The following is a 24599-nucleotide window of genomic DNA, read 5'->3' on the forward strand; positions in this document are numbered from 1 at the left end:
CCCCATGACCCTGCCCGATATCTTCATCGATCATAACACCCAGGAAGCCCAGTACGAGCAGGCAGAACTCACCGCCCCCCACATCGTCAAAACCGCTCTCAGCGCGCTGGGCATCGGAGACATGCTTGCAATAAACTTGTCAAACCGTGCTACGGGAACAAAATCATGAGCATGAAAAGTATTTCTCTTCGCGCAGGGCTTGTGCTCGGTCTGGGCATGACACTGCTTCCCGCCGCGGGCATCACCCCGCTTGCTCCCGCTGCACTGGCGCAGGGCGCCCCGGCCAGCGCTGTCAGCGCTCCCGTTCAGGCGCTGTATGCGGCCCTTGATAAGGTCCAGCACGCACACAGCAGCTTTGCAGAACGCAGCCAGATTGTCGGCGCGGCTGTTGATCAGGCTTATGATCTGGATGCCGTGCTGCACGCCTCCATCGGCCTGCGCTACCAGTCCCTCACGCCGGACGACAAGACGAAGCTGCTGGCAGCCTTCCGCAATTTTACCGTTGCGCGCTATGTCTCCAGCTTCAAACCGGGGTCTGACGCCCGATTCACTGTCAAACCGGGCCTTGAAAATTCTCCCGTAGGCGGTAACAAAATTGTGAATACCTATATCGGGGCCGAGGACAGCATGCCCGGCACACCGCTGAGCTACATCATGCACAATGATGCATCCGGCTGGAAAATTGTGGATGTGCTTCTGGGAGAATCCCGCATCAGCCAGGCTGCCGCCCAGCGTTCTGATTTCAGTTCAACACTTGCTTCTGGCGGCGTGTCAGGCTTGATCACCGTCCTCGACCGTAAAGTTAAAACTTTTTCCAACGACTGAGCAGGATAACGAATGTGATGCGTAGCGGACGTACAAACTGCCCGGTTATGGGCCGAATAACGGCTGGTTTGTAATGTCCGCCTTCTCTTCCGCAGCGCTGGCCAGCGGTGTCCTGGCGGTTGCTGGCTGTATTCAGTCCGCTGCCGGGGCCTCTCTGCTTGCCCGCTTCCGGCGGACCGAGCGTCGGCCCGTCACACTCACCCCCCTGCCCCCCGTCACGATTCTCAAACCCCTGTATGGGGATGAACCCCTGCTGGAAGAAGCGCTGGAAAGCTTCTGCACGCAGGATTACCCCGAAATCCAGATTCTGTTCGGGGTGCGGGACCATGATGACCCGGCCATCCAGAGTGTGCGTCGCCTTCAGGCGCGCCACCCGCATCTGGATATGAAACTGGTTGTTGACCCGACCGTACACGGGCTGAACCGCAAGATCAGCAATCTGATCAACATCCTGCCGCATGCACGGCATGATCTGCTGATCATTTCCGATTCTGACATTCATGTCAGCCCGGACTATCTGCTGCATGTTGTCAGCGCCCTGCACAAACCGAATACCGGTCTGGTCACGACACTCTATGCCGGTCTGCCCGCCCGCCCCTCCATTGTGCAGATGCTGGCCGCCTGCCAGATCAACCAGAACTTCCTGCCCGGTGTCATTCTCTCCCGCTATCTGGGGCGGCAGGACTGTCTGGGCGCCACCATGGCGCTGCGGCGCGATATGCTGGCGGCCGTGGGCGGACTTGAAGCCCTGCTGCCACATGTGGCGGATGATGCCCTTCTGGGGCGTCTGGTCCGGGCGCAGGGCAAAGATATTACCATTGCCGACTGCATGACCTGGACAACCATCGCGGAAGACAGCTTTTCCGAACTGCTGTCCCACGAGTTACGCTGGGGGCGGACGGTCTGCACGCTGGCTCCGGCTGGCTATGCGGCTTCCTCCATTCAGCTCCCGCTCTTCTGGGCAACTCTCGCGATTCTACTCCAGCCTCATGCCCTCTGGCCGCTCGTGCTGTTTGGCTGCATATGGGCGGCCCGAGCCGTCACGGCACTCATTATCAATCGCGCCGTTGGCGCGCGCGCCCTCTGGCCGCTACTGCTCCTGCCCGCGCGGGACTGGCTTTCTGCCGCCATTATGGTGGGGAGCGCCAGCGGCACACGGGTGGACTGGCGGGGGCAGACCATGCATGTGGCGCGCCACCCGGTCGGGCCTCCCGCAAGCGGCCAGTTATCACCAGAACGCTGAGACGACTTGTCTCGCCCCTTCCGCAAGAGTAAGTCCCTTCCCATATTCTCTGATTGATTCAGATCACCACGCCCTGTCAGGACACAGACCAAATGATGAGAACCCTCTTTCTTCAGCCTCCTTCCTTTGATGGCTTCGATGGCGGGGCTGGTTCGCGCTATCAGGCGAAACGTGAAATCAAATCGTTCTGGTACCCCACATGGCTGGCCCAGCCCGCCGCCATGGTGGAAGGCAGCCGCCTGATTGACGCACCTCCGGCCCGCATGGGCATGGACCCCATTCTGGAAGACGTGAAGAACCGCGATCTGGTTATCCTTCACACCTCCACCCCGTCCTTCGCCAAGGATGTGCAGGTGGCCCAGATGCTCAAGGATGCCAATCCGAACATCAAGATCGGCATGGTTGGCGCAAAGGTTGCCGTGCAGCCGGAAGAAAGCCTGCTCAAGGGCGCCCCGATTGATTTCGTGGCGCGCAACGAGTTTGACTTCACCATCAAGGAAATTGCCGAAGGCCGCGATTTCAAGGATGTGGACGGCATCACATGGCGCAACAAGGATGGCGTGCTTGTTGCCAACCGTGACCGCGCGATGATCGAGGACATGGACAGCCTGCCCTTCGTGACTGAAGTGTACAAGCGTGACCTGCGGATTGAAGATTACTTCATCGGCTATCTGATGCACCCGTATATCTCCATCTACACGGGCCGTGGCTGCAAATCCCGCTGCACCTTCTGCCTCTGGCCGCAGACGGTTGGCGGCCACCGCTACCGCACCCGCAGCCCGCAGCATGTGGCGGCGGAAATCCGGCTGGCGCAGCAGTATTTCCCGCAGGTGAAGGAATTCTTCTTTGATGATGATACCTTCACGGATGACCTGCCCCGCGCGGAAGCCATTGCGCGTGAACTCGGCAAGCTGGGAGTCACCTGGTCCTGCAACGCCAAGGCCAATGTGCCGCGCGAAACGCTGAAGGTTCTGCGTGACAACGGCCTGCGCCTGCTTCTTGTTGGCTACGAAAGTGGCAACCAGCAGATCCTGCACAACATCAAGAAGGGCATGCTGGTTGACGTGGCGCGCGAGTTCACAAAGAACTGCCATGAACTCGGCATCAAGATTCACGGCACCTTCATTCTGGGCCTGCCGGGCGAAACCAAGGAAACCATTCAGGAAACCATCAACTTCGCCAAGGAAATCAACCCGCACACCCTTCAGGTCTCTCTGGCAGCCCCCTACCCCGGCACAGCCCTGCACAAGCAGGCAACCGAAAACGGATGGCTGGATGAAAGCAATGCGGAGCTGATTGACGAAAACGGCGTGCAGATGGCCCCGCTGCACTACCCGCACCTGTCCCACACCGAAATCTTCAACAGCGTGGAAGAATTCTACAAGAAGTTCTATTTCCGCGCCCCGAAGATTGCCTCCATCGTGGGTGAGATGGTCCGCTCTCCGCAGATGATGAAGCGCCGCCTGCGCGAAGGGGTGGAATTCTTCCACTTCCTGCGCGACCGCAACGCAGCCTGAGCACACGGATCCTGCCCCCGCCCGGCTTCTGCCGGGCGGGGGCAGATCTTTTCAGCCCATGAAACGCGTCATCATTTCCGCCGATGATTTCGGCCTCTCGGTCGAAGTCAATGAAGCCATTGAAATTGCTCACCGTGATGGCCTGCTGTCCACAGCAAGCCTGATGGTGGCTGGCCCGGCGGCAGAGGATGCCATCGCACGTGCAAAGCGCCTGCCCACACTGGGGGTTGGCCTGCATCTTGTGACGATTGAAGGGGCTTCTGTCCTCCCCCACCAACAATTACCCCTGGTGACCGGGGCTGATGGCTGGTTTTCCTCCTCCCAGCTCGGGCTGGGTGTGGACTACTTCTTCCGCCCCGAAGGCCGTCGGGAACTGGCGGCGGAAATCACCGCACAGTTTGAGGCTTTTGCCCGCACCGGTCTGCGGCTGGACCATGCCAACGCGCACAAGCACATGCATCTGCACCCCACAGTGGGCCGGCTGATGATTGATATTGGCCGCCGCTATGGGCTGCGGGCCATCCGTGTGCCGCTCGAACCGCCGGAACCGCTCTACGCCGCTGGAACCTATACCGACACACTGGGCGATGCCGCCCTGCGCCGCTGGACCCGCCTGCTCCGCCATCAGGCCCGTTCAGCAGGCATGGCAACCAATGACTGGTGCTTCGGTCTGGCCTGGAGCGGCCACATGACACCGGACCGGGTTGCCGCACTGGCTGCCCATCTGCCCGCAGGGGTTTCGGAAATCTATTTCCATCCCGCCACCCACAAAAATGCCCTGCTGCAGAAACTCATGCCCACCTATGAGCATGAGGCTGAATTTGAGGCCCTGTGTTCCAGCGGCTTCCGCGCGGGTCTGGCGCATGCGCACGCCACACCGTGTGGCTGGCAGGACATCCTGCCAGCCTGAAAGAGCGGTCTTGTTATAACTAACTCTTGTTATAATATGATATTTTTACCACATGTTCCGTAATTTGTATTTCAGGGGTGCTCACGAGCCTGTCATCACCCGCAGATCGCGTTGACCGCCCCCCGGCTTTCTGATTGTAATCTTGACTGACCACTTAAATAACAATCAAGAAACGGTCTCCTCATCATGTCAGAATGCCTCTTCCCGCATTCGTTTTGCCAGACAGCTTCTCAGGCTGCCTCTCGGGAAGAACGGATTAAGCGGCTCCTTCGCTTGCTTCCAAGCGTATCAGCCGGGTTTTGCAGGTTTCCTGAATACCGCCCCCTCCGGCAAGGCTATCCCGCCTTTGTACGGACACTCGTCGGGCGTGTAGTCACGGCCAGTTTCTGAAGCCAGACAGACCTCCGTCTGGCGGCAGGCGCCCCCGAAAAGCTGGGCCATGCCGGTTTTCCAGCCAGCACTGACCAGCCCATATCCCTCATAAAAATAATAAAGATTGAACGCGGATATGACCTTCACAAAACCACGCCGTTCCCTGCCGCATTGTGCCTCTCTGCGCACCCGGCTTTGCTTTACGTCAACCCTGCTTGGCGTTCTGGCCGTGCAGGCTGGCACCGCGCATACGGCCTTTGCCGCCCCGCTTTCGGCACAAACGCCTGCTGCATCGGTCTCAGGCGCCACCGTCAGTCCGGCCAGCACAGCACGGGCCAAACCGGCCACAGCGGCAAAGCCGATGGATGCAGAAGCGATCGGGCCTGACCCGACTGCCATCAAACGCCCTTCCAACACGCCGATTCCTGCCAGCGGTGTGCCGAGACTGCCGTCAGCCGGCTTCGCGACCATGGACTTCAGCCCGATGACGCCCTCGGAAACCAAGAAATCCGCGCATCAGGTTGAGTTGGACGCCCTGCTCCCCACGGAAGGCCCCTCCGCCCTGCTGCCCCCCGGGCTGGATGCCCTGCGTGACTCTGATCTGAATGACCCGTACTACGTCCCCACTGCTGGGTCCGGGCATCTGGTTCAGGCAATCACCCCCATGCGGGAGTGGTTGCGCCAGCGTGGCTTCGTTTTCTCCCTTTCCTATAAAGGGGAAGCCATGGGGCTGATCAGCGGTGGCCTGAAAAAGGGCATGAGCTATGTGCATGAGGTGACATTACAGGGGATTTTCGACCTCCAGAAAATGGCAGGCCTGAAAGGCTGGTCCGTGCATACGCTGGTGATGGAACGCGCCGGGAAAGCTTTGCAGAACGGGCGTGTGGGGGAATATTACGTCGCCCTGCAGGAAGTCTACAGCCTGTCCGGCAACGTGGCCGCGCATCTGGTCGATTTCTATGCCGAAAAGAAAATGATGAACAACCGGCTGGATCTGACCTTCGGCCGTATGTCCCTCACGCACGTGTTCGCCACCTCTCCGCTGCTGTGCTCCTTCATGGTCACCTGCTCGGCCCCCGTGGGCCTGAAGCAGAATGCAGCCATGAGCGTGTACCCGAAAGCCACATGGGGCGGGCGGCTCCGCTTCCGCCCGACGCGTGATACGGCTGTGCAGGTCGGGGCTTATTCTGTCAGCGCACTGACAGACAACCCCAGCGGCTGGGCATGGGGCGCTGAAGACGCCACCGGCCTTGCCCTGCCGATTGAATTCACGTGGCAGCCCTTCCTGACCCGCAACCATCTGCCCGGCCACTACGTGATCGGCTATTCGCACGATACAACCCGCTATGCCGATAAAATCGGCTCCGTGTATCCCAAGAAACTGGCGAACACCCTGCCGGGCACGCGCTCTGCTCCGGCAGACATGATGTGGGTGGAAGCCGACCAGATGATGTATCGTCTGGGTGGGCGTAACATGATGGCCGGTGGCTATCTGATGGCGGGTTACGTGCACACAACGCCTCGCGTCGCGAATATTTCAGACGAGGCCTATGGCGGCTTTTCCATGGTCGGGGTTATCCCGACCCGCGTGACGGACCGCTTCGGGGTGCTGTATTCCTGGTATCATGTCAGCAACAGACGCCGGCTCAGCCAGCAGCTTGCGGAAGATGCAGGCCTGCCGCTTGGCCCCAGCATTCATGGTGTACAGAGAAACTCTCACATCATTGAAGCCTATTATGCCATTGATGCGTTCCCCGGAATCCTGATCCAGCCGGAATTCCAGTACATGATCCACCCCGGCGAGACTCACCGGATCCCCAATGCCACCATGGCGGGGCTGAAGCTGATCGCCAATCTCTGATCGGTTTCCGATAAAAACCAAAGGCCGGATGCGGGCGCGCCCTGCCCGCATCCGGCCAGAACGCCGCCTTCAGCGGCTGATGCACAGGCACGGACCCTAGGCATGGCAGCATCGCTCTGCTACTCAGCAGGACGAACGTTCATTTCCGTGATCCTGGCATGACTGACACGCCTTCTTCCTCCCCCCCGTCCGGCACCCGGCTTTCTCCTCAGGCGGAGACAGCACAGGCAGCGCGCGCAGCCCGTCAGGCCGCCGCCCTGCGGGCCAACCTGCGCAAGCGCAAAGAGCAGGCTCGCAGCCGGGAAGAGATGGAAGCACAGGCCGCCATCAGTCAGCCGGATGCCTCTTCCCCACCTTCCGGGCCAGATGAACGTATGGCCCGACAGACCTCATCCGCTTCCCAGAAGCCGGATAATGGAGATACAGCACCATGCCAGTGATGCCCGATACATGGATCCGCCGTATGGCGCAGGATCACGGCATGATTGAACCGTTTGTGGAATCCCAGAAGCGTGAGAACGTGATTTCCTTCGGTCTGTCCTCCTATGGCTATGACGCCCGCGTGGCGGATGACTTCCGTATTTTCACGGACGTGAACAACGCCATTGTGGACCCCAAGAATTTCAGCCCCGATGGCTTTGTCTCCCGCAAGGCGGATGAGTGCATTATTCCGCCAAACAGCTTCGTGCTGGCCCATACCATTGAATATTTCCGCATCCCGCGGGATGTTCTGGTGGTCTGCCTTGGCAAATCCACCTATGCACGCTGCGGTATTATTGTGAACGTGACACCCCTGGAACCCGAATGGGAAGGCCAGGTGACCATCGAGATCAGCAACACGACACCGCTGCCCGCGCGGATTTACGCGAACGAAGGCATCTGCCAGTTCCTGTTCTTCAAGGGGGAAACCCCGTGTGAGACCAGCTATGCGGACCGGGCCGGTAAATATATGGGCCAGCGTGGCGTTGCCACGCCCCGGATGTAAGCCCATGGATCGTTTCATTATCCGGGGCGGACGCCCCCTGCACGGCGAAATCACCATTGGCGGCGCGAAGAACGCGGGCCTGAAACTGCTGGTTGCGGGCCTGCTGACCTCCGAACGACTGGTCCTGACCAATGTGCCGCATATTGCCGATATCGGCACCATGCGCGCCCTGCTGGTCCAGCACGGCCTTACGGTGGAAACCGTGGGGGGAGACAAAACCAAGCTCTCCGTGGGCGGTGAAATCACCAGCACCGAAGCCCCGTATGACATCGTGTCCAAAATGCGGGCCTCCATTCTGGTTCTCGGCCCGCTGCTGGCCCGCTGCCGGGAAGCCCGGGTTTCCCTGCCCGGCGGGTGCGCCATTGGCACCCGCCCGGTGGACCTGCACCTGAAAGGGCTGGAAACGCTCGGTGCAAAAATCACGCTGGAAAACGGCTATATCAACGCCCGTGCCCCCAATGGCCTGACGGGTGACCGTATCGTGCTGCCATTCGCCTCCGTGGGTGCTACGGAAAACCTGATGATGGCCGCAACCCTTGCCCGTGGCCGCACGGAAATTGTCAATGCGGCGCGTGAGCCGGAAATGGTGGATCTGGCAGACTGCCTGAACGCCATGGGCGCACGCATTACCGGAGCAGGCAGCGGGCATATCATTATTGATGGTGTAGAAGCCCTGCACGGGGCGGAACACCGCATTATGCCGGACCGCATCGAATGCGGCACCTATGCCTGCGCCGCGGCCATTACCGGGGGTGACCTGCGGCTGGTTGGCGGCCAGATGGACCACCTGAGCGCCGTGGTGCGTGCATTTGAAGAATGCGGTGTGGAAGTCACGCAGGAAGGGGACACCATGCGCGTGCGTCGCACGGGCGCCCTGCGCGGCATTGATATCATGACGGAACCCTATCCCGGCTTCCCCACCGATATGCAGGCGCAGTTCATGGCCATGCTCTCCGTGGCCGAAGGGGCGTCCATGATCACGGAGACCATTTTTGAAAACCGCTTCATGCATGTGCCCGAACTGAACCGCATGGGCGCGCGCATTAACGTGCATGGCTCTTCCGCCATTATCCGTGGCGTGCACAGCCTGTCTGGCGCACCGGTTATGGCCACAGACCTGCGAGCCTCTTTCTCCCTCATTCTGGCGGGTCTTGCCGCGCACGGGGAAACCATCCTCAGCCGCGTCTATCATCTTGACCGTGGGTATGAGGCTGTTGAACGCAAGCTGGCCGCCTGTGGCGCCAAGATTGAACGCGTGAAGGACTGACGTCCTGCCGTTTTTGCGCAGACAATAAAAAAGCCGGATCGGGATTTCTCCTGATCCGGCTTTTTTTGTAAGTCAGGTCTCGTGAATCAGGCGGATTTTATTCCCACCAGACCGACAGAGACCGCACCCCCTGCGCCCCGCGGATCAGCACACCCTGAATATCCGCTGTCGCGGAAGGGCCGCTCATCAGCACACCATAATGCGCGGTGTGGAACTCCGGGCGCTCGGCATAGGCAGTGTGCATGTTGGCCGTCAGATTCTGCTCGGACAAGATCACAACAATATGCTGCGTCAGATGGGCTGCGGAATTCAGGCTGTTGAGCTGAGCCTCACTCAGGAAAATGGAGCCCATTTCCGCAATCCCGAACGGGCTGCGCACAACCAGCACATCCGTTGCGGCAGCCTGCTGGGGAGAGGCCACATCTTCCAGACGAATGGTCCCTTCAAAATCCGGCACTGCCGAGCAGATGACATTCGCATCGGGAAAGCGCTTTGCAATGGCGGACGCCAGAGTGCCTTCTTCGTCAGGGAGCAAAATCTGCCCGCCCAGAAGATGCAGGGCCGCTTCAAAACGCGCCTTGCCTGCATCCATATCTCCCAGCATGGCAACGGGGGGCAGTGGATGGGCCGCAGGATCCGGGCGGTTGGCCCGGAGTGTTGCCAGAATTGTCTCGCGGGACCCCATTATGCTTCCCCTTCTTTTGAGGCCTTGCCATCTTTCAGGCGGTTTTTCTTGTACCAGCTATGAAAGGTCTGTTTGACCGGCTGCGGCAGTTCCCTGTGCTTGCCCCACGGGTTCAGCCAGTTATACAGGATAAAGCGCGGCAGCGTGCTCAGCGCGACCTCCGTGCCATTAATGGCCGTGCGATACAGGGTGGGCTGCCCCATCAGCTTGCCCGCCATATGCATGATCTCACGTTTGACAAACGGCAGTTCGTGATGCTCTGCCAGCACCCGCCGCCATTTATAAAGCTGCTCGTGAATATTGATTTTCACCGGGCAGACATTGGTGCAGCTTCCATTCATGGTGGAGGCAAACGGCAGGGTGCTGTATTTCCGCTCATTAAAGGTCGGGTCAATAATCGCACCAATCGGCCCGGAATACACCGCCCCGTAGGACAGACCACCAGACCGCCGGTAAACCGGGCATGTGTTCATACACGCCCCGCACCGGATACATTTGAGAGACGTCCAGAACTCTTCCATGCCCAGGCGGGCGGACCGCCCGTTATCCACCAGCACGATATGCATTTCTCCACCCTTCTGCGGGCCACGGAAATGCGTGGTGTACTGTGTGATGGGAGAGCCCAGCGCACTGCGGGAGAGCAGACGCACAAACACCCCCAGATCCGCCATGCGCGGCACGAGACGCTCAATGCCCAGTGTGGCGATATGCAGGCCGGGCACGGTAGCACTCAGGTCCGCATTCCCTTCATTGGTGCACACCACGAACGTGCCAGTTTCCGCCACCAGGAAGTTCCCCCCGGTCATGCCGGCATCAGCCGTCAGAATAACCGGACGGGCCGCCATGCGCTGCGCTTCCGCAAGGGATTGCGGGCTGTCGTCATTAGGGTCTGTATTATAATTCTTCGCGAAAATCCGTGCCACGTCCGGCACCAGCTTATGCACCGCCGGAACCACGATATGGCTGGGAAGCTGGTCATCAAGCTGCTGGATCCGCTCACCAAGGTCCGTTTCCGTCACGGTTACGCCGCGCGGCTCCAGATAGGCGCGCATGTCGCATTCTTCCGTGACCATGGACTTGCTTTTGATCAGGGATTTTGCGCCATGTTTCTCCAGAATCTCGCTAACGATGCGGTTGTGCTCCGCCGCATCTGCCGCCCAGTGAACATGAATGCCGTTCTTTTTGGCATTGGCTTCAAACTGCTCAAGATATTCGGGCAGATTGGCCAGAGTATGTTCCTTGATTTCCGAAGCACGCGTGCGCAGGTCCTGCCATTCGGGCAGCAGGTGCATCTGCTGGTCACGCTTCTGGCGCATGTCCCACAGCCGCTCATCATGAAACTTCAGATGCGGGGCATCTTCCAGAAACTTTTCCGCCGCCTTGGCATGATTGACGGGTTTGACCTTCATGACTGCGCCCCATTCAGGATTTCAGCAATATGAATAAACCGGATCGGCACACCTGCGCGCTCGGCACAGCCCTGCTGATGCATCATGCAGGACGTATCAGCCGAGACAATATATTCCGCTCCGGCCTGATGATGGTCACGCACCTTGTCCAGACCCATGCGGGAAGAAACAGCTTCTTCCGTTACGGAAAACGTGCCGCCAAACCCGCAACATTCATCAGGGCGCTGCGGTGTTGCGAAGGAAATACCCTTGACCTTGGAGAGCAGGTCCATCGGTTTTGAAAAGAAGGGTTCCCCCAGTTCCGACATGCTGGCCGAGCGCAGCGAGCGCAGGGTGCCGCAACTGTTATGCAAACCAACCTTGTGCGGGAACTCCGCCCAGGGGAATTCTTCAACCTTCAGAATATCGTGCAGAAATTCCACCAGTTCAAAGGTGTTTTTACGAACATGCAGGACTTCTGGCGTCTGCGGGATTGCATCAAAATTATCCCGCACATGGTGCGTGCAGCTTCCGGAAGGCATGACAATGGCATCATATTTCGCAAAGTTGCGAACAAAAAGCGCCTCGGCTGCCGCTGCATCGGAATTGCAGCCGGAATTGGCCATGGGCTGGCCACAGCAGGTTTGATCCAGCGGGTATTCCACATCCTGCCCCAGCTTTTCCAGCAGTTCCAGCGTGGCAATCCCTGCGTTTGGATAAAACGCATCAATATAGCACGGTATAAAAAGACCTATTTTCATGCAAACCTCCGATATAAAAGCAGGTTTTCAGCCTGTTGTAATCATGATCTCAACAAGGGATGGACCATCGGAAGCCAGAGAAGCCTCAATGGCGGGAGCGATATCAGAGGCGCGTGTGACCCGGCAGGACGGCACACCCATGGATTTTGCCATAGCCTGATAATCGATAACCGGATTAACGATATCCATTGCAGGATATTTCCCTTCACGCGCTGAAAGATAATCCTTTTGCTGTCTCATGAAATTTTTAAGAACATTGTATTCCTGATTGTTCATGACCACGAACGTGACAGGAAGTTTCTCATGCGCCGCAGTCCAGATCGCCTGTGGCGAATACAGGGCCGCACCATCTCCCACCAGTGAAACCACGCGGTCTCGCCCAAGCCCCAGAGAAGCCCCTACGGCGGCGGGCATACCCCAGCCCAGCGCCCCACCCCGCAGAAAAGAATACTGGGCAGGCCATGCACTTTCCAGAAACAGCCGGACATCGGAAGAGGTGGCAATTGCTTCATCCACAATCGCTATATCCGGTCCAATGGCCCGCACAGCCTCCCATGCCGCAACACGCGGCGGAATGGCGTCCTCATTCCGCCGGGCCATGGCTTCTGCCACAGCTTCGGCGCGCTGGGCACGGCGTGCCTGCGCGACCTGCTCGGCCTGCGCCGCATACTCAGCCTGACGCGGCCTTACCGCATTCCGCAGGAGCGGCAGCAGGGCCTGCAGGGAGGCCCGAATATCCCCCACCACGGAGAGAGGCGTATTGAACGTCCGCCCGAGATCACGCACATCTGACGTCATCTGATACACGGAGCAGCCGGGGGGCAGAGCCGGGCCTTCGGTATACAGAATGGTGATGAGCGATTTGCCGCCCAGCGCAAAAATCGCATCATAGGCACTCAGGCGTTCTGCAATGGCGGTTGCCTGTGTTGGCAGGTTTCCACACCAGAGCGGGTGCGCTGTCGGGAACGGCACTCTGGAAGGCCATGAAGAGCCATAAACCGGCGCCCCGAGGCACTCCGCCACTGCGGCCACTTCCGCCGCCGCATCGGACGCATAAACCTCATCTCCGGCTATCAGGGCAACGCGGCCCGGCGCAAGGGCGGCCAGTGCCTTAGCCAGATCCTCCAGCCCGCCCGCAACGGACGCGCGATTGATGACAGACGGCCTGCCGATATCCACCCCGCTCATTTCTTCCATCACATCCATGGGGAGGGAGAGAAACACCGGCCCGGTAGGGGCTGCCATGGAATCATGAAACGCCCGGCGCAGCAGGACGGGCAACTGGTCCGCATGGGCCACTTCCTGCGCCCATTTCACGGCAGGGCGGGCAATCTGCACCAGATCTCCAAACAGGAGCGGGTCGGAAATGGTATGGCGGGAATCCTGCTGGCCTGCGGTCACCACCAGCGGGGTCTGTGAGACGCTGGCATTGAGCAGATTGCCCATCCCATGCCCCAGTCCGCCCGCTGTGTGCAGGTTGAGGAAACCCGGCTTGCGGGCCGCCTGCGCGTAGCCATCCGCCATGGCAACCACACTGGCTTCCTGAAGGCCGAGAATGTAGGCGACATCCGGCACTTCCAGCAGAGCATCCATCAGGGGCAGTTCGGTTGTGCCCGGATTGCCAAAAATATAGTCCACACCTTCACTGCGCAGAATTTCAAGCAGCACGGCGGCTCCACGCTGCACCCCACTCTGCCCTGCTGCATCAAGCGATGAAACCTGCATTCCCATGATCCTTCTGTTGTGCCCTGCCAGAGCAGCCAGCCTGCTTACAGCCTGCCCAACCCGTTATGGCACTCCAGAGAGTATCTGGTAACTCCCACCCGCGTGCCGCAAAGCGCACTCTTCCCTGCCCCGCTGAGGCACAGAGTCCCCTTACGGGAAAAACGATGAGTATCCGGCATATCCAACCTTTGGTCCGCATGTGGCGCTTTCTGTTATAACAGAAAGCGCCACATGAAAACAGCCGGAAACGGATTTGTGTTCTCTCCGGGTTCAGGCTGCTGCCGAGGTCTCCCCAAGCTGGGCCAAAGGCTTCATCAGCAGAGCGTTCTGGGAATAATCAACCGGCACGGCAATCACCACCGGCCCCTCACACTCCATGGCGGCCTTCAGGGCTTCACCAACCCCCTCAGCCGAGGTCACGGTCATGCCCCTGGCGCCGCAGGCCTGAGCATACAGGGCGAAGTCAATCGGCCCGAAATCCACCCCGGACCCACGGCCATATTTCTTCTTTTCCTGCATTTCCACCATATTATAGGCCTGATCAATCCAGACCATGTGGATCAGGTTGCATTTCAGGCGCACAGCCGTTTCCAGCTCCATGCTGGACATCATGAACCCGCCATCCCCCGAAATGGAGATCACTTTCTGGGCCGGGTTCAGCAGGCTTGCGGCAATACCCCACGGCAGACCGACCCCCATGGTCTGCTGGCCATTGCTGATAAGCACCTGCCGCGCCCGGAAAGACAGCAGATACCGCGCCAGCCAGATGTGGAACGTGCCCATATCCAGACATAGCGTGACATCCGGCGTTACAATCTGCTCAAGCTCCCGCACGATCTGTAACGGATGCACAGCGGTGTTACTGGTGCTGCGCGCGTCCCGAAGTGCTGTTGAGCGGGCAAGCTTGTAGCCTTCCAGAATCGCTTCCAGTCCGGGGGAGCGGGCCAGCTTCCCCGTCTCCCGGGCCAGAGCCTTGACCGTAGGAGCAATATCGCCCACCAGCTCAACCACCGGCACAAAGGCATTGTCGAGTTCGGCAGCCACAATATCAATGTTGATGATCCTGCGGGCATCATTCACGTTCCACAGCCACGGATCATATTCCACCGGGTTATACCCGATGGCCACCACCACATCCGCTTCATGCAGAAGCTGATCCCCATGCTGGTTGCGGAAAAGCCCCACGCGGCCACCAAACCGGTCCACCAGTTCATGCGAGACCGCGCCCGCCGCCTGATAGGTTCCCACCACCGGCACGCCTGTTTCCGCCACAAAGGCACGAACGGCCTCTGCCACATCCGGGCGGCTGGCCAGCATACCCAGCAGAACCACCGGACGCTGTGCCTGCTTCAGGAGTCTTGCCGCCTCTGCACGAGCATCCGCCGCAGCCGGGCCGGGTTGCGGCACGGCACGGTCTGCCAGAACAGGCGCCTCCACAGGCATGGAAAGCACATCCATCGGGGTGCTGACAAACGCAGCCCCCGGCCGGCCACTTTCAGCAAACCGGAAGGCATTTGCCATGACTTCCGAAATAGCCTGCGGATTGGTAATTTCCACACTGTATTTGGTAATCGGCCTGAACAGGCTGACTGTATCCATGGTCTGGTGCGTCAGCTTGAGGCGGTCTGCCAGTTTCACGGCCCCGCCAATGGCCAGAACCGGGTCTCCTTCCGAATTGGCCGTTGCCAGACCTGTGACAAAATTGGATGCACCGGGGCCGGACGTTGCCAAAGCAACGCCTGCCCTGCCTGTCAAACGCCCAAGGCCACCGGCAATAAACGCGGCATTCTGTTCATGGCGGGTCACGACTGTCTGGATAGGAGAGTCAACCAGCGCATCAAACAGGCGGTCAACCTTGGCGCCAGGAATCCCGAAGACGTGTGTGACGCCATGCGCCACCAGATTTTTGACAATAAGCTCCGCACCGCACTGTGCGGTGTGATCAGACGATCTGCTCATTTCATTACGCCCTGTAAAAAGACCACAGCACCGAGGTGCTGTGGTCAGAAAAGCCTCAGCCGCCTTCAGCAATCCGAATGGCTTCACTCAGATAATCAGGATTAAGGTTTGCTTTTGCAAACTGTTCTGTCCGTGGAAGCTGAATTTCAAGATCAGAGATCACCGCAACTTCAAGCTGCCCCCGCACCAGCCTGTATTCCGTCACATGGCCGCCGCGTGTCTGGTCTTCTGTCAGGAAGTGCAGATGGTAACCCGCCACATTCACCCCCTGCATATAGACCGGCGTGCGGAATCCGATCATGGTTCCTGTTACGGAATTCATGGTCAGGGTCGGCTGTTTTTTCACAACATCCAGCATATGCGGATACGGCTTGCACTGGCAGAACACGGTGCGTGTATCCACCCGCTCAAACTGCCCGGTGAACCGCACAGCCGCAAACAGGTTCGGGTTCCCCACCAGATGATCAACCAGCGCTTCAAACGTTTCCTTTGTCTGCGGTGCATCGATCATGAGCGTTTTTTCCGGCTCAAAAAAGGTCACGCAGGCAAATGGCGTTTTCAGGGAACCCGGCACCGTGTCCGCCTGCCCTTCCGCCCGAAACTGGCGCACCACACCCTCTGTCACAATCATCTCGCCATCCAGCGCGTTGAATGTGCCAAGGCCGAAGTTCCCGTGGTGCAGCACTTCGTCCAGCGTGGTTTCACCATCATAAACAGCATCCAGCAGGGCCGCCATGGTCGAGGTCTGGTAAAGACGGTTCGCCACCGGCTTTTTTCCGACCCCATTCCCAAGTGCGGAAGACCGAACGTCCATATCAGTCACCGGGCTGTTCTTCATGCTGCGCACTGTTTCAAACTCGTTGTTGCTGATCTCACAGGGACAGACGTTATAACGGCGAAACCCAGTCTTCCAATATATATTGAATGCATTATCCATATCGAATAAATATGCATTATGGATATCAGACACCTGCGCTACTTTGTGACTGTGGCAGACCACGGCAGCATTACCCGTGCCGCCGAAGAGCTGGGCATGGAACAGCCTCCCCTGAGCCAGCAGATCAAGCAGCTTGAACAGAAGCTGGGTGTCGCCCTGTTTGAACGGCAGACACGCGGCGTAACGCTGACAGAAATCGGGGCGACTCTTCTCCCCCGCGCCCGCACAATTCTGGATCTTCAGAGCCAGTTTCTTGTAACCGCCCACGGTCTGGCCCGTGGCGAACTCGGGCATATCCGACTGGGCCTTGCCGGGGCTGTGCCCCTCCTGCCCGTTATTCCTCTGGCCATCAGACGTTTCAGGGAGAGCGCGCCGGATATCACGCTTTCTCTGGAAGAGAGCAACACACCGGCCTTATGTGCCGCCCTGCATGACGCGCGCATTGATATTGCCATTGTCCGCCCACCTCTGCCGGACCCGTTCCGTCTTTCCGTATTTCCTTTGCTTGATGAACCCACCGTTATCGCCCTGCCGCGCGGGCACCGGCTGGCGCATCACCCCGTCATCAGTCTGGACACCGTAGCGGATGACCCGCTGATTATCTTCCCTCGTGAGCTGGGGCCGGGGTTTCATGATGCCATTCTCTCAGCCTATCAGCGCGCGGGTGTCACCCCTACCATGGGGCAGCAGGCACCGCAGATAGCAGGCACCGTGCCGCTTGTTGCGGCGGGGCTGGGAGTATCTGTTGTTCCCCACTCACTCAGCCAGATTCACGCAGGGGGCGTGACGTTCCATGCCCTGAGTGAACCGGCTCCACGGGCCACACTGGCTGTCGCTGTCCGGTCCGGCCAGACCATGCCACTGGTAACAAAATTCCTGAAAATTCTGCGCGCAGCGTGCCGGAAATGGGAGGCTGACCCTACGGAAGACCTGCTCCCTTCGCCATGACTCCGGGCAAGCTCTCCTGCGAGAGTATAGAGGCCGTGGCCGAGACAATGACGGACTTTTGCCGTTCGAAGAGAATGGGGTTTTGAGAGAATGAGCGTCCGGCCTGATATTTTCATATCAGGCCTTCATATCCCACCTTCTCAAATAGATCTTTTCACCATCCGTCGGTTCCCGGTCCTGAAACAGAGCCTTAAAGACCAACAAGCTTTCTGATAGCGGGTTCCGCACTGATCATCAGGCCACCGGCCGAGAACGCCGTGCTGGAAAAAGACCCTGACAAATCGGCCGAGCTGTTAAGAAGCGTGTCTTCATGGTCAAAAATCTGCTTTTCTGCCGCTGAAAGTTTCACCTTGTGTCCATTCAGGGCTTTCAGCCCTGCACTGGCCATCACCGCCAGATTATGAGACGCCGGAATGGCTTCTGAAAGCCCACGGACCGTTGCAACCTCCTGAAAAGCTGCATCGTTGTCCTGCCAGATCTGCAACTGGGCTTTCAGGTCTGGCACCACTGAATGATCCCCTGCGGCATACCGATCCACAAGCTGTGCAAACCGCACCGCCGGGAATGGGTCAGGGGAAGCCACCTCACCAATTTCATCCAGCGCGTGGTTATGGTGGGCAACATAGCGGTTCATCACGTAATTGCGCAAAGGCACCGTTGCACCGGCCAGACACGCCACCGGGTCCGCATCGCCGGGGGACAGACGCAGGGCCATCCGGTGTGTATTGGCCTGCGCCTGAAGCCCTGTTATCTGGAGTTCAGCATTCACCACAGCAAGACGCCGATACATGTCCGGCACATCCCGCACGGACGCAGGGGACCAGAAACGCTCGGCAATAGCCGCAGCACGCGGCCAGAAGCGGGCATCCAGCATTTCATCCGTCACCAGTTCGGACCATAGCGGGGCTTCGCCCCCCAGAATATAAGACTTCTGCTCATCGGTCAGCGGTGGCGGCGCAGGCTCCTTCAGGAAGGCATTCACCAGATCAGGCCTGCCTCCTTTTGCCAGCAGGGCATCAGCCTGCGCCCGCGTGATCCCGTTTGCGGCAGGGTCATACGGGTCAACCAGATAATGCTGGGAAGCAGGCTGCAAAAGATCCAGATAATATCCGGCGGAAACAATAACCGGATGATGATCAGCCGAGGCGGATGAAAGGAACTTGGAACTTCTCCACACATCCATAACAACATCTTTCGGGATGGGCGCTTCACTCACCTCATCCCACCCGACCATGATCTTGCCCTGGTCAGCAAGGATTTTCTGAACTTCCACCGTGAAATGCGCTTGCAGGGCCTGGGGCGTCGCGAAGCCATTTTCTTTCATATAAGCGACAATTTTCGGGTTCTTGAGCCATTCATCCGGGTCCACCTCATCCCCCCCCGAATGGAAATAGGCATCTGGGAAGAGCCTGCCCATTTCAGCATAAAGCCTGCGCACCAGCCGCAATGTGCCCGGAACAGTCGGGTCCAGAGCCGCTGTATTTTTATTCTTCGGGTCCGGGTTCACCGGGCTCTGGGCCGCCAGTTCAGGGTGTGCTAGCAGCAGGGCCAGCGCATGGCCCGGCACATCGAATTCCGGCACAACACGAATCCCGCGATCCGCCGCGTACGCCACCAGATCTTTCAGTTCACGCTGCGTATAATATTGCCCGTGCGACCCTTTTGCCGTCAGTTCCGGCAGCGTTTTGCTTTCAACACGGAAGCCCGTGCCATCACTCAGGTGCAGATGCAGGACATTCAGCTTGAGCAGTTCCATCGCGTCAATCTGCCGCTGGAGCGTGCTGACCGCCATGAAATGCCGGGATGTATCAATCATGATGCCGCGCCAGGGAAAACGCGGACTATCCGTAATATCGGCAAAGGCCAGCTTCGGGCCGTTTTCATCCCGCGTAACAAGCTGCGCAAGTGTTGCCAGACCATGCACAACACCATCCGGGCCGTCCGCCGTCAGGGTCACGCCGGTTGCATTCACCTGAAGACTGTAATTTTCCTTTGCGTGCACAGTCAGGGCATCGGGGTCTTCTCCCACATGGATAAAGACCGGGATACTGGCAACCTGCCCGCCTCCCGCAGCACCACCCGCAACAGGGAAAACACGTCCCGCAAGCGCATCAACCCGGTGTGTAAAGCGTTCAGCAGCGCGGGCCAGCATGGGGGAAGGCGCGTGATCCCACCGGATTACAACGCCGCCTGAAAGCGGAAGCGCCCCTGCCGGAAGAGAGACGGACACGGGAACTGGCATGAGCGCTGGCGCTGCCGCTGTCACAGCCATGGCAGCACCAGAAGGCTCTGTGACCGCCGTGCCCGGACTGGCACTGGCAGCATGGACCGGAGCACTCAGGACTGCCAGACCAGCAGCACTTCCCAGAAGCATACGACGAAATTTTGAAAAACCCTGCTCTGTCATGGTCTATCCTGTTCTTTTGCACTATCTGCTTAAGGGCTGGGCCCCGATCGGTCGCCAGCGTTATACGGCCAGAAGGTCTCGCAGTTCCGGATCATGCTGCATCTGCCACAAAATGGCGTCACGCTGGGAAAGGCGAGACGCCGCGGCTTCATCCAGCACCACAAGGCAGCGGGGATGAAGTTGCAGGGCGGAGCCCGGCACCAGAGCAGTGAGCGGCCCTTCAATAACCCGGCCCACAATTTCGGCCTTTGTATCCCCCGTAACCACCAGAAGCGCTTCCCGCGCATCCAGAATGGTTCCTGTACCCATGGTCAGCGCCCGTGTGGGCACGCGCGCCATATCATTCCCGAACATTCCGGCATTCTGCTTCAGGGTTGCCTGCGCCAGTGTGACGACATGCGTGCGGCCGCTCAGGGCGGAAAGTGGCTCATTAAAGCCAATATGACCATTCTCCCCCAACCCCAGAAGCTGGAGATCAATTCCGCCGGCTTCACGAATACGCTCTTCGTAAGAGCGTGCCTCAGCCTCCGCATCTGCTGCGGTTCCATCAGGAACATGCGTGTTTTCAGCAGCCACAGTCACATGCTGAAAGAGATGGGCCTGCATGTAATAGCGGTAGGATTGCGGGTGCTCCGCGCCCAGCCCGATATACTCATCCAGATTGAATGTGGTCACACCGCTGAAATCAATAGACTGCTGCCGGGCTGTTTCCGCCAACAATCCATAAATGGCTTCCATGGTGCGCCCGGTTGCAAGCCCCAGCACGGATGCCGGCTTGGTTTTGACCTGCCTGGCAAGAACCTGTGCCGCAAGCCAACGCGCCCGGTCTGCATCTGGACAAATAACAATTTTCATAAAAACTCAGTCTCCCGCCATGGTAACGCGTGATTTTGCAACGGGAGCCCCTGTTTTGGCACGCAGCGCCAGCGCCCAACCCCCGATAAAAAGATAGGACGGAATAGCCAGCACCATGAACGCCAGTACATTTCCGAGCAGGGGCGCCGCATGCACAAAAAGCTGCGGCAGCACGGCGCCACCGGAATAGGCCATGACCAGAAAAGCCGTTGCCTTCCCTGCGTCAGGCCCGGCCTCCGCCAGCACAATGGGGAAGAGGGCGGGCAAAATCATGGCATTGGCAAAACCAAGCAAGGCAACACAAAAAACCGGAATGATGCCGGGAGCCACCAGAGCCACAAGGCAGATCAGAATGCCGAGCAGGCAGCAGGCCAGCATATAGCCATCCTGACTGATAAAGCGCGGCACCACCACCATGCCCACCAGATACCCGGCCATCATGGAGGCCAGCGTGAGCGCCGTGAGGTATTTTGTAATATCCAGAGAAAGCCCGAAAGAATGCCCGAAGAGGCCTATGGCATCTCCAGCCATCACCTCCACCCCCACATACAGGAACATGGAAAAGACGCCCGTCAGAAGCCAGAGCGGCTGAGCCTTGCGCACAGGACCTTCAGAGGCGGACGCAGCCTCCAGAGAGATCTCCGGCAGAGGCGCGCGGGCCACAAGAACAGCCAGCAGAACCAGAAGTGCTGCCATCGCCTGATACGGCACATGCACAGCATGGGTGAACTGCGCCAGCACACTCTCCCGCTCGGGGCCAACAGGTGTCTTGCTGATATTGGCCACCACCTGCCCGACGTCCGGCATCACCACCAACGCGAACAGAACCGGCGCAACAATCCCGGCAAATTTGTTGGCAACCCCCATAATCGCAATACGCTGGGCGGCGCGGTCATGATCCCCCAGCAGACTGACGTAAGGGTTGACGGTAATCTGAAGCAGGGAAAGCCCCGCCCCGATCACGCTCAGCCCGCCAAGAGCCCCCGCGTACCACCGGCCATTCACACACTCCCCAAACAGCAGGGTGCCCACAGCCATAACGGCAAGAGCAACCACAAGGCCGCGCCGCAACCCGATCCGCTTTGCCAGCAGCGTGGCCGGCAGTGGAAAAACCAGATAGGCAAGGTAGAAACAGACCGGCACCAGAAAAGAGGCCACATCACTCAGGTTAAACGCAATCTGCACAAACGTGATGAGCGGCCCGTTCAGCCAGGTCACAAAGCCGATACTGAAAAAGAGCGCGGCCATAATCAGCACAGGCCACCAGCCATAGGCCCCTGCAGGACTTGTCATCGGAAACCTGAGCACTGCGCTCCCCTTTCAGCTGCGGGCCGGAGAGGGGCTCCGGCCTGATCAATCTGTTTGATGCCCGGCTGTTTGATGCCCGGCGTGTGGGCGGTGCGCACCGCCCACCCCGGCCGCCCCCCTCAGAACCCGGTCGAGACCGAGACCATAGCGGCAAACACACCCCCGACATAGTAGACCGGAGCGCTCCCCGCCGCGACAGCCCCGGTGGAGGTGACATGCGCATGCGCATTCGACGTATAGCTTGACCCGGACAGATAGTGGTTATCCCCGATATTGGTCAGGTTAAGCTGGATCTGCGGATGCTTGAGGTAGCTGAAGGATTTCATGCGATACCCCAGTGTCAGGTTGGAGGTGACATAGGCGGGCATTTTTTCATCATTCATGAATGTGGTGTACTGTGTATCCACATACCGCACATCAAAGTTTCCAAAGAACCGTCCGTCATCATAGCTCAGGCCGATGGCACCGGTAAATTTGGGAGCCTGCACCGCCACTTTCCCGGCTGTTGGCAAATAACCCTTTCCGGTATTGAAATTATTATCAAACGTGGAGTGCAGGAACTGCCCGGAAATATACGGACTGAAGTGGTGCCAGCGCGCCAGACCGAATTCCGCCTGCACACCGCGGGATGTCTGGCCGCCAATATTGATGGGTGAGGAGACCATCATGTTTGTATTGGGGATATAGCCTGTGGACGTCACCTGATGGTTTGTCAGATTGATGTTAAACAGGGACATAGAGAAATTGTAGAAACTGCCCTGATGCCGGTACCCGAGTTCTTCACTGATGGAATATTCCGGCTTCAGGCTCTGCGGCTGCATGACGGCATGCGAGGCATTGGGGTCAAAAATCTGGGAATAAGCTTCCACAGATTCCGGCGCACGGAAGGATGTCGCGCCATTGAGGTAAATCTGATCCTTCGGCGTGATCATGTAACTTGCCGAAAACTGCGGCAGCGGTTCAAAATAGTTCCCCTGCATCTTATATGGGTCCGCACCGGGAATAAGGTTCGTACCCTGGCGAGACACCATGGCGACGCGGAAGCCGGCACTCAGTGTCAGCTTATCGTGCAGAAGCTTTTGTGTATCAGCAATGAACAGCGTGTTGACCTGCTGCATGAAGTTCAGGTCGTATCCTGAGAGAATTTTACCGTTCACCCGGATAACATCGCCCGACCAACCACTGCCATCAGCATAAACCGGACGGAAATCCGAGAGTTCTTCATGTGTGGTATAGGCATACCACCATCCGAACGAGAACGTGTTGCTTCTGGAAATACGCCAGTCCATCGACGCATTCAGGCCGCCGGTTTTCTGGTTCCACGGATCACGGCTGGATGTCAGGATTGCGCCATTCACCGGCGTTCCCACATTCAGGGGTCCGTATTGCTGCGTGCCATAATACCCGCCGGACGCCGGAATATTTTCTCCCCCCAGAGACGGGCCGAACTGATGCACGTAATAGGGAGAAACATGCAGGTGCAAATTATCCGCCAGCGTGAAATGCATGGGCATGACAAGCAACTGCTGGTTCAGATTCTGCTGGTTCAGCTTATAATATCGGGCATCACCCGGCGTGAAAGACTTATCATAGGCAAACCCGACCCCATACTGGCTCCACTGCGCCTTAGTTGGTGAGCGCCAGGAGGCCGCCTGCTGCCGGTTATAGGAGAAGATGGCGGAAATACTGTTGCCATCACCCCATTCTTTTACAAATTTTGAATCCAGGTGATACCGGAACAGGCCGCCCGGCCCACGCGCGCCGTTATTATACCCTGTATGGGAGAACGAAACATACCCGCGCACACCGGAACGCCCGATATCCCCGGTATCAAGACGGATAAATTCCTTATTGTAACTGTAAGAACCGCCACCAACATCCAGAAACCCACCGGCATTGTGAGACGGATTGATGGCTGTTGCGGTAATCTGGCCGCCAACCGCATTATAAAATGGCGCATTCAGATCGGGCGACCCCTGAGAGACCGTTACCGAGCCAAGATTTTCCGAATCAACCAGAGTGGACGTATAGGGTGCATAGTTGATGGGATCAGCCAGAGGCGCGCCTTCAAACAGATAGCCCATCTGTGTTTCATTCAGCCCGCGCACCTGAAGATGATCACCAGTCATGCCGAACGGATCCTGGCTGGAAACCGTAACACCCGGCAAATCCGCCACCAGCGACGTGATGTTTGATGACGGTGCCTGTTTGGCAATAAAATCCCGCGTAATGCCGCTTTGCGAGCGCGGGGCTGTCTGGTGCGGCATGAGGCCGCCGCCAGGTGTACGATTGGTCACGCCTGTGGCGGACACGGAATGGCTGGTGACAGAAATTTCTTCCACCCCGCCGGTAAACTGCCCCAGAACAGAAGAGCTGAGCCCGTTTTCCGCAGATGATTTTTTCCGTACCACACCAGAGGATTTGGCAGGCTTTTTGAAATGCTTGCCGGAAACCGGTCTTGATACTGGCTGCGCCTGCGCTGCCGCGGCCCAAAGGCCTGTCAACGCAACACAGGAGACTGAAAGCTGACGTAGTGAAAGACGCATGATGACAACCCCCTCCGCCGATCGTGAGAATGCCATTTCATTCACAAACAGGAACATAATCCTGCAAACGCTTCAGTTAGTATGCAATGGGGGTTTAAGA

At 58.5% G+C, this 24599-nt stretch carries 20 protein-coding genes; 9 read left to right on the forward strand and 11 right to left on the reverse strand.

The window, feature by feature from the left end; genetic code table 11:
• The first annotated feature begins 171 nt into the window (after positions 1-171).
• From GOB82_RS10225 to hpnK, 4 genes are all read left to right on the forward strand, one after another.
• On the forward strand, positions 172-825 hold the full coding sequence (locus GOB82_RS10225; protein ID WP_166122821.1) for an ABC transporter substrate-binding protein: 654 nt from the start codon (positions 172-174) through the stop codon (positions 823-825).
• A 73-nt stretch (positions 826-898) separates the two neighbouring features.
• Positions 899-2068: a bacteriohopanetetrol glucosamine biosynthesis glycosyltransferase HpnI gene (gene hpnI, locus GOB82_RS10230; protein ID WP_166122730.1), complete on the forward strand. Its 1170-nt coding sequence runs from the start codon at positions 899-901 to the stop codon at positions 2066-2068.
• A 92-nt stretch (positions 2069-2160) separates the two neighbouring features.
• Complete coding sequence (gene hpnJ, locus GOB82_RS10235) at positions 2161-3585, forward strand: hopanoid biosynthesis associated radical SAM protein HpnJ (RefSeq protein ID WP_166122732.1); 1425 nt, start codon at positions 2161-2163, stop codon at positions 3583-3585.
• A gap of 58 nt (positions 3586-3643) precedes the next feature.
• On the forward strand, positions 3644-4495 hold the full coding sequence (hpnK, locus tag GOB82_RS10240) for a hopanoid biosynthesis-associated protein HpnK (protein WP_166122734.1): 852 nt from the start codon (positions 3644-3646) through the stop codon (positions 4493-4495).
• Between the two features lie 288 nt (positions 4496-4783).
• Here hpnK and GOB82_RS10245 read toward each other — a convergent pair whose 3' ends face one another.
• Positions 4784-5014 carry a hypothetical protein gene (locus GOB82_RS10245; protein WP_166122736.1) on the reverse strand — a complete coding sequence of 77 codons (231 nt, stop codon included), beginning with the start codon at positions 5012-5014 and terminating at the stop codon, positions 4784-4786.
• On the opposite strand from GOB82_RS10245, the gene GOB82_RS10250 reads away from it, so the two are divergent.
• The 4 genes from GOB82_RS10250 to murA all read left to right on the forward strand — a co-directional run bounded on the left by GOB82_RS10250 (position 5004) and on the right by murA (position 8980).
• Entirely contained in the window at positions 5004-6728 is a 1725-nt protein-coding gene (locus GOB82_RS10250; protein ID WP_166122738.1) for a carbohydrate porin, read from the forward strand. The two genes, GOB82_RS10245 and GOB82_RS10250, sit on opposite strands and share 11 nt — an antisense overlap.
• A gap of 158 nt (positions 6729-6886) precedes the next feature.
• On the forward strand, positions 6887-7168 hold the full coding sequence (locus tag GOB82_RS10255; protein WP_166122728.1) for a hypothetical protein: 282 nt from the start codon (positions 6887-6889) through the stop codon (positions 7166-7168).
• On the forward strand, positions 7159-7713 hold the full coding sequence (dcd, locus tag GOB82_RS10260; protein WP_166122740.1) for a dCTP deaminase: 555 nt from the start codon (positions 7159-7161) through the stop codon (positions 7711-7713). Before GOB82_RS10255 ends, dcd begins: the two co-directional genes overlap by 10 nt.
• 4 nt (positions 7714-7717) lie before the next feature.
• Positions 7718-8980 (forward strand): UDP-N-acetylglucosamine 1-carboxyvinyltransferase, encoded by a 1263-nt coding sequence (gene murA, locus GOB82_RS10265; RefSeq protein ID WP_166122742.1) that lies wholly within the window; start codon positions 7718-7720, stop codon positions 8978-8980.
• A gap of 97 nt (positions 8981-9077) precedes the next feature.
• Here murA and GOB82_RS10270 read toward each other — a convergent pair whose 3' ends face one another.
• From GOB82_RS10270 to budA, 6 genes are all read right to left on the reverse strand, one after another.
• Positions 9078-9665 carry a LutC/YkgG family protein gene (locus tag GOB82_RS10270; RefSeq protein ID WP_166122744.1) on the reverse strand — a complete coding sequence of 196 codons (588 nt, stop codon included), beginning with the start codon at positions 9663-9665 and terminating at the stop codon, positions 9078-9080.
• Positions 9665-11074 carry a lactate utilization protein B gene (locus GOB82_RS10275; RefSeq protein ID WP_166122746.1) on the reverse strand — a complete coding sequence of 470 codons (1410 nt, stop codon included), beginning with the start codon at positions 11072-11074 and terminating at the stop codon, positions 9665-9667. Before GOB82_RS10275 ends, GOB82_RS10270 begins: the two co-directional genes overlap by 1 nt.
• Positions 11071-11814 carry a (Fe-S)-binding protein gene (locus tag GOB82_RS10280; protein WP_166122748.1) on the reverse strand — a complete coding sequence of 248 codons (744 nt, stop codon included), beginning with the start codon at positions 11812-11814 and terminating at the stop codon, positions 11071-11073. The genes GOB82_RS10275 and GOB82_RS10280 overlap by 4 nt, the downstream gene beginning before the upstream one ends.
• A gap of 27 nt (positions 11815-11841) precedes the next feature.
• Positions 11842-13539: a thiamine pyrophosphate-dependent enzyme gene (locus GOB82_RS10285; RefSeq protein ID WP_166122750.1), complete on the reverse strand. Its 1698-nt coding sequence runs from the start codon at positions 13537-13539 to the stop codon at positions 11842-11844.
• 270 nt (positions 13540-13809) lie between these two features.
• Positions 13810-15498, reverse strand: coding sequence for an acetolactate synthase AlsS (gene alsS / locus GOB82_RS10290; RefSeq protein WP_166122752.1), 1689 nt, complete (start codon positions 15496-15498; stop codon positions 13810-13812).
• Between the two features lie 55 nt (positions 15499-15553).
• The gene (gene budA / locus GOB82_RS10295) at positions 15554-16336 is read right to left on the reverse strand and encodes an acetolactate decarboxylase (RefSeq protein ID WP_166122754.1); all 783 of its coding nucleotides are present in this window, start codon (positions 16334-16336) and stop codon (positions 15554-15556) included.
• Between the two features lie 117 nt (positions 16337-16453).
• Between budA and GOB82_RS10300 the strand changes: the two genes are divergently transcribed.
• Positions 16454-17383: a LysR family transcriptional regulator gene (locus GOB82_RS10300; protein ID WP_166122756.1), complete on the forward strand. Its 930-nt coding sequence runs from the start codon at positions 16454-16456 to the stop codon at positions 17381-17383.
• 190 nt (positions 17384-17573) lie between these two features.
• Here the strand turns inward: GOB82_RS10300 and GOB82_RS10305 are convergent, their stop codons facing one another.
• The 4 genes from GOB82_RS10305 to GOB82_RS10320 form a co-directional block, all read right to left on the reverse strand.
• Positions 17574-19790, reverse strand: coding sequence for a beta-N-acetylhexosaminidase (locus GOB82_RS10305; RefSeq protein WP_242007344.1), 2217 nt, complete (start codon positions 19788-19790; stop codon positions 17574-17576).
• A gap of 60 nt (positions 19791-19850) precedes the next feature.
• On the reverse strand, positions 19851-20645 hold the full coding sequence (nagB, locus tag GOB82_RS10310; RefSeq protein WP_166122758.1) for a glucosamine-6-phosphate deaminase: 795 nt from the start codon (positions 20643-20645) through the stop codon (positions 19851-19853).
• A gap of 6 nt (positions 20646-20651) precedes the next feature.
• On the reverse strand, positions 20652-21938 hold the full coding sequence (gene gluP, locus GOB82_RS10315; protein ID WP_166122760.1) for a glucose/galactose MFS transporter: 1287 nt from the start codon (positions 21936-21938) through the stop codon (positions 20652-20654).
• Positions 21939-22072: 134 nt separating this feature from the next.
• A complete protein-coding gene (locus GOB82_RS10320) occupies positions 22073-24499 on the reverse strand; it encodes a TonB-dependent receptor (protein WP_166122762.1) in 2427 nt (808 codons plus the stop codon).
• Positions 24500-24599: the final 100 nt, after the last annotated feature.

The sequence above is a fragment of the Acetobacter farinalis genome (assembly GCF_011516935.1).
Taxonomy (GTDB): domain Bacteria; phylum Pseudomonadota; class Alphaproteobacteria; order Acetobacterales; family Acetobacteraceae; genus Acetobacter; species Acetobacter farinalis.

Excerpts from the sequence above, each read along its gene's own strand:
- GOB82_RS10225 (WP_166122821.1), top strand. The coding sequence starts at position 172 with ATGAAAAGTATTTCTCTTCGCGCAGGGCTTGTGCTCGGTCTGGGCATG.
- hpnI (WP_166122730.1), top strand. The coding sequence starts at position 899 with ATGTCCGCCTTCTCTTCCGCAGCGCTGGCCAGCGGTGTCCTGGCGGTT.
- hpnJ (WP_166122732.1), top strand. The coding sequence starts at position 2,161 with ATGATGAGAACCCTCTTTCTTCAGCCTCCTTCCTTTGATGGCTTCGAT.
- hpnK (WP_166122734.1), top strand. The coding sequence starts at position 3,644 with ATGAAACGCGTCATCATTTCCGCCGATGATTTCGGCCTCTCGGTCGAA.
- GOB82_RS10250 (WP_166122738.1), top strand. The coding sequence starts at position 5,004 with ATGACCTTCACAAAACCACGCCGTTCCCTGCCGCATTGTGCCTCTCTG.
- GOB82_RS10255 (WP_166122728.1), top strand. The coding sequence starts at position 6,887 with ATGACTGACACGCCTTCTTCCTCCCCCCCGTCCGGCACCCGGCTTTCT.
- dcd (WP_166122740.1), top strand. The coding sequence starts at position 7,159 with ATGCCAGTGATGCCCGATACATGGATCCGCCGTATGGCGCAGGATCAC.
- murA (WP_166122742.1), top strand. The coding sequence starts at position 7,718 with ATGGATCGTTTCATTATCCGGGGCGGACGCCCCCTGCACGGCGAAATC.
- GOB82_RS10270 (WP_166122744.1), bottom strand. The coding sequence starts at position 9,665 with ATGGGGTCCCGCGAGACAATTCTGGCAACACTCCGGGCCAACCGCCCG.
- GOB82_RS10275 (WP_166122746.1), bottom strand. The coding sequence starts at position 11,074 with ATGAAGGTCAAACCCGTCAATCATGCCAAGGCGGCGGAAAAGTTTCTG.
- GOB82_RS10280 (WP_166122748.1), bottom strand. The coding sequence starts at position 11,814 with ATGAAAATAGGTCTTTTTATACCGTGCTATATTGATGCGTTTTATCCA.
- GOB82_RS10285 (WP_166122750.1), bottom strand. The coding sequence starts at position 13,539 with ATGCAGGTTTCATCGCTTGATGCAGCAGGGCAGAGTGGGGTGCAGCGT.
- alsS (WP_166122752.1), bottom strand. The coding sequence starts at position 15,498 with ATGAGCAGATCGTCTGATCACACCGCACAGTGCGGTGCGGAGCTTATT.
- budA (WP_166122754.1), bottom strand. The coding sequence starts at position 16,336 with ATGAAGAACAGCCCGGTGACTGATATGGACGTTCGGTCTTCCGCACTT.
- GOB82_RS10300 (WP_166122756.1), top strand. The coding sequence starts at position 16,454 with ATGGATATCAGACACCTGCGCTACTTTGTGACTGTGGCAGACCACGGC.
- GOB82_RS10305 (WP_242007344.1), bottom strand. The coding sequence starts at position 19,790 with ATGACAGAGCAGGGTTTTTCAAAATTTCGTCGTATGCTTCTGGGAAGT.
- nagB (WP_166122758.1), bottom strand. The coding sequence starts at position 20,645 with ATGAAAATTGTTATTTGTCCAGATGCAGACCGGGCGCGTTGGCTTGCG.
- gluP (WP_166122760.1), bottom strand. The coding sequence starts at position 21,938 with ATGACAAGTCCTGCAGGGGCCTATGGCTGGTGGCCTGTGCTGATTATG.
- GOB82_RS10320 (WP_166122762.1), bottom strand. The coding sequence starts at position 24,499 with ATGCGTCTTTCACTACGTCAGCTTTCAGTCTCCTGTGTTGCGTTGACA.